The 5,378-nt window shown below is 52.2% G+C and carries 2 tRNA genes and 2 rRNA genes; all 4 read right to left on the bottom strand.

Going from position 1 to position 5,378, the window contains the following annotated elements:
* Positions 1 to 120: 120 nt before the first annotated feature.
* Positions 121 to 3,000 (bottom strand): 23S ribosomal RNA (locus AC6LJ5_RS29810).
* Between the two features lie 307 nt (positions 3,001 to 3,307).
* Positions 3,308 to 3,383: transfer RNA gene (locus AC6LJ5_RS29815), tRNA-Ala, on the bottom strand.
* Between the two features lie 35 nt (positions 3,384 to 3,418).
* Positions 3,419 to 3,495: transfer RNA gene (locus tag AC6LJ5_RS29820), tRNA-Ile, on the bottom strand.
* Between the two features lie 130 nt (positions 3,496 to 3,625).
* Positions 3,626 to 5,156, bottom strand: a 16S ribosomal RNA gene (locus AC6LJ5_RS29825).
* The 16S and 23S rRNA genes sit together here with 2 tRNA genes alongside, the layout of an rRNA operon.
* Positions 5,157 to 5,378: the final 222 nt, after the last annotated feature.

The following is a 5,378-nucleotide window of genomic DNA, read 5'->3' on the forward strand; positions in this document are numbered from 1 at the left end:
TCTCGATGATCGCGCACTCGGGTTGTAATCGATGTTGGCTGGCTGCTGACGGGGCAGCCAGATTTTGTATTGAACGACACTTGTATACGCTATACACCAGGTCATAACCATCAGTGTTATAGGATCAAGCCTCACGAGCAATTAGTATCGGTTAGCTTAACGCATTACTGCGCTTCCACACCCGACCTATCAACGTCCTGGTCTCGAACGACTCTTTAGGGGGATCAAGTCCCCGGGATACCTAATCTTCAGACGAGTTTCCCGCTTAGATGCCTTCAGCGGTTATCTCTTCCGTACTTAGCTACCCGGCAATGCCATTGGCATGACAACCGGTACACCAGAGGTACGTCCACTCCGGTCCTCTCGTACTAGGAGCAGGCTCCGTCAAGTATCCAACGCCCACGGCAGATAGGGACCAAACTGTCTCACGACGTTTTAAACCCAGCTCACGTACCTCTTTAAATGGCGAACAGCCATACCCTTGGGACCGGCTACAGCCCCAGGATGAGATGAGCCGACATCGAGGTGCCAAACACCGCCGTCGATATGAACTCTTGGGCGGTATCAGCCTGTTATCCCCAGAGTACCTTTTATCCGTTGAGCGATGGCCCTTCCATTCAGAACCACCGGATCACTATGTCCTGCTTTCGCACCTGTTCGACTTGTCAGTCTCACAGTCAAGCACGCTTATGCCATTGCACTATCAGCACGATTTCCGACCGTACCTAGCGTACCTTCGAACTCCTCCGTTACACTTTGGGAGGAGACCGCCCCAGTCAAACTGCCCACCATGCACTGTCCCCGATCCGGATAACGGACCAAGGTTAGAACCGCAAACAAACCAGGGTGGTATTTCAAGGATGGCTCCACGTGATCTAGCGACCACGCTTCAAAGCCTCCCACCTATCCTACACAGGCCGGTTCACAGTCCAATGCAAAGCTACAGTAAAGGTTCATGGGGTCTTTCCGTCTAGCCGCGGGTAGATTGCATCATCACAAACACTTCAACTTCGCTGAGTCTCAGGAGGAGACAGTGTGGCCATCGTTACGCCATTCGTGCAGGTCGGAACTTACCCGACAAGGAATTTCGCTACCTTAGGACCGTTATAGTTACGGCCGCCGTTTACCGGGGCTTCGATCAAGAGCTTGCACCCCATCACTTAACCTTCCGGCACCGGGCAGGCGTCACACCCTATACGTCGACTTTCGTCTTTGCAGAGTGCTGTGTTTTTAATAAACAGTCGCAGCCACCGATTCTCTGCGACCCCATCATGCTAAGCGCGCAGGCGCTTCACACTACCGGGGTATACCTTCTCCCGAAGTTACGGTATCAATTTGCCGAGTTCCTTCTCCTGAGTTCTCTCAAGCGCCTTGGAATATTCATCCCGTCCACCTGTGTCGGTTTGCGGTACGGTCTCGTACAGCTGAAGCTTAGAGGCTTTTCTTGGAACCACTTCCAATCACTTCGCAAGCTATGCTCGCTCGTGCCATACCCTTGATTTACGCGCCCGGATTTGCCTAAGCGCCATCTTCGATACAGCAACAGGGACATCCAACACCCTGATGATCTTCCGCGATCCGTCCCCCCATCGCACTGTACGACGGTGCTGGAATATTAACCAGCTTCCCATCAGCTACGCATCTCTGCCTCGCCTTAGGGGCCGACTCACCCTGCGCCGATGAACGTTGCGCAGGAAACCTTGGACTTACGGCGAGGGGGCTTTTCACCCCCTTTATCGCTACTCATGTCAGCATTCGCACTTCTGATACCTCCAGCAGCCTTTACAAGCCACCTTCGCAGGCTTACAGAACGCTCTCCTACCGCGTGCACAAAGTGCACACCCGCAGCTTCGGTTTATCGCTTAGCCCCGTTACATCTTCCGCGCAGGACGACTCGATCAGTGAGCTATTACGCTTTCTTTAAAGGATGGCTGCTTCTAAGCCAACCTCCTGACTGTCTATGCCTTCCCACTTCGTTTCCCACTTAGCGATAATTCGGGACCTTAGCTGGCGGTCTGGGTTGTTTCCCTCTTGAGTCCGGACGTTAGCACCCGGTGCTCTGTCTCCCAAGCTGTACTTGCAGGTATTCGGAGTTTGCCATAGTTTGGTAAGTCGCCATGACCCCCTAGCTATAACAGTGCTCTACCCCCTGCAGTAATACTTGAGGCACTACCTAAATAGTTTTCGGAGAGAACCAGCTATTTCCAGATTTGTTTAGCCTTTCACCCCTATCCACAGCTCATCCCCTAATTTTTCAACATTAGTGGGTTCGGTCCTCCAGCACGTGTTACCGTGCCTTCAACCTGGCCATGGATAGATCATCTGGTTTCGGGTCTACACCCAGCGACTGAATCGCCCTATTCGGACTCGCTTTCGCTACGGCTTCCCTATTCGGTTAACCTTGCCACTGAATGTAAGTCGCTGACCCATTATACAAAAGGTACGCAGTCACCCCTTACGAGGCTCCTACTGTTTGTATGCATACGGTTTCAGGATCTATTTCACTCCCCTTCCGGGGTTCTTTTCGCCTTTCCCTCACGGTACTGGTTCACTATCGGTCGATCACGAGTATTTAGCCTTGGAGGATGGTCCCCCCATCTTCAAACAGGATTTCACGTGTCCCGCCCTACTTTTCTTACGCTTAGTTCCACACTCAAGATTTTATCTACAGGGCTATCACCTGCTACGGCCGGGCTTTCCATCCCGTTCGATTATCCTGAATGCTAAAACGTAAAGGCTCTTCCGATTTCGCTCGCCACTACTTTCGGAATCTCGGTTGATTTCTTTTCCTCGAGCTACTGAGATGTTTCAGTTCACCCGGTTCGCTTCCACTGACCTATGTATTCAGTCAGGGATACTCCTTGCGGAGTGGGTTTCCCCATTCGGATATCTGCGGATCAAAGCTTGTTTGCCAGCTCCCCGCAGCTTTTCGCAGGCTACTACGTCCTTCATCGCCTGTGATCGCCAAGGCATCCACCATATGCACTTAGTCGCTTGATCCTATAACGCTGTAGGCTATAGGACCTGAGTATTAGCGTTTGTGCCGTTCATAAGTTTCAAAGCAGTCTGAAGTTATTCACTTCAGTCTTGAGAACTTGGAACAAAATTAATGCAATCACAACCCGTACCCATCTTCATCAGCTAAGCTGACTACTCGATGAGCACATTTTGTTGTGCTTCTTCCAGATTGTTAAAGAACAAATATAGCTGTCAGGTAAAACCTAACTCATAAAACCGTCTGCAATCTGCACACGACGCTATGAGTTAGCCTCTACTTCTCACCAGGCGATCAACCTTCGTCAATCAGTGGTGGAGGTGAACGGGATCGAACCGATGACATCCTGCTTGCAAAGCAGGCGCTCTCCCAGCTGAGCTACACCCCCATATCCCACGACGCTTACCGCGCCCTGCGAATACCTGGTGGGTCTGGTTGGATTCGAACCAACGACCCCCGCCTTATCAAGACGGTGCTCTAACCGACTGAGCTACAGACCCAAAACCTTCTCGGATCAGTAGTCAGAAGTCATGGACACAGGGAGGAATCCCTCTACCCAAGCCCACAACCGATCCCAGCTATATCAAACAACCGATAAGAGTGGACGCTTAACACGAGCACTAAGCTCTGAAAGGAGGTGATCCAGCCGCACCTTCCGATACGGCTACCTTGTTACGACTTCACCCCAGTCATGAATCCTACCGTGGTAATCGCCCCCCTTGCGGTTAGGCTAACTACTTCTGGTAAAACCCACTCCCATGGTGTGACGGGCGGTGTGTACAAGACCCGGGAACGTATTCACCGCGACATGCTGATCCGCGATTACTAGCGATTCCGACTTCACGCAGTCGAGTTGCAGACTGCGATCCGGACTACGATCGGGTTTCTGGGATTGGCTCCCCCTCGCGGGTTGGCGACCCTCTGTCCCGACCATTGTATGACGTGTGAAGCCCTACCCATAAGGGCCATGAGGACTTGACGTCATCCCCACCTTCCTCCGGTTTGTCACCGGCAGTCTCATTAGAGTGCCCTTTCGTAGCAACTAATGACAAGGGTTGCGCTCGTTGCGGGACTTAACCCAACATCTCACGACACGAGCTGACGACAGCCATGCAGCACCTGTGTTCCGGTTCTCTTGCGAGCACTCCTAAATCTCTTCAGGATTCCAGACATGTCAAGGGTAGGTAAGGTTTTTCGCGTTGCATCGAATTAATCCACATCATCCACCGCTTGTGCGGGTCCCCGTCAATTCCTTTGAGTTTTAATCTTGCGACCGTACTCCCCAGGCGGTCAACTTCACGCGTTAGCTGCGCTACCAAGGCCCGAAGGCCCCAACAGCTAGTTGACATCGTTTAGGGCGTGGACTACCAGGGTATCTAATCCTGTTTGCTCCCCACGCTTTCGTGCATGAGCGTCAGTGTTATCCCAGGAGGCTGCCTTCGCCATCGGTGTTCCTCCGCATATCTACGCATTTCACTGCTACACGCGGAATTCCACCTCCCTCTGACACACTCTAGCTCGGTAGTTAAAAATGCAGTTCCAAAGTTAAGCTCTGGGATTTCACATCTTTCTTTCCGAACCGCCTGCGCACGCTTTACGCCCAGTAATTCCGATTAACGCTTGCACCCTACGTATTACCGCGGCTGCTGGCACGTAGTTAGCCGGTGCTTATTCTGCAGGTACCGTCAGTTCCACGGGGTATTAGCCCGCGACGTTTCTTTCCTGCCAAAAGTGCTTTACAACCCGAAGGCCTTCATCGCACACGCGGGATGGCTGGATCAGGGTTGCCCCCATTGTCCAAAATTCCCCACTGCTGCCTCCCGTAGGAGTCTGGGCCGTGTCTCAGTCCCAGTGTGGCTGGTCGTCCTCTCAAACCAGCTACGGATCGTCGCCTTGGTGAGCCGTTACCTCACCAACTAGCTAATCCGATATCGGCCGCTCCAATAGTGCAAGGTCTTACGATCCCCTGCTTTCCCCCGTAGGGCGTATGCGGTATTAGCTACGCTTTCGCGTAGTTATCCCCCGCTACTGGGCACGTTCCGATACATTACTCACCCGTTCGCCACTCGCCGCCAGACCGAAGTCCGCGCTGCCGTTCGACTTGCATGTGTAAAGCATCCCGCTAGCGTTCAATCTGAGCCAGGATCAAACTCTTCAGTTTAATCTCTGTATAAATTCGTATTTCTTAGTTCCGAAGAACCGAGTCATACGTCGCTACTCAAAGGAAGTGAGGTATGTTCTTAGACTTGACATCTAAGGTACTTCACTTCTAGTGAGCACTTGATTTCTTGTGCTTGCGATCAAACCAGGTAAACCCGGCCCGATCACTGTGCACTCGCATCAAGCGCCCACACTTATCGGTTGTTTAATTGTTAAAGAGCGG

The sequence above is a fragment of the Achromobacter sp. 1011791174 genome (assembly GCF_059760925.1).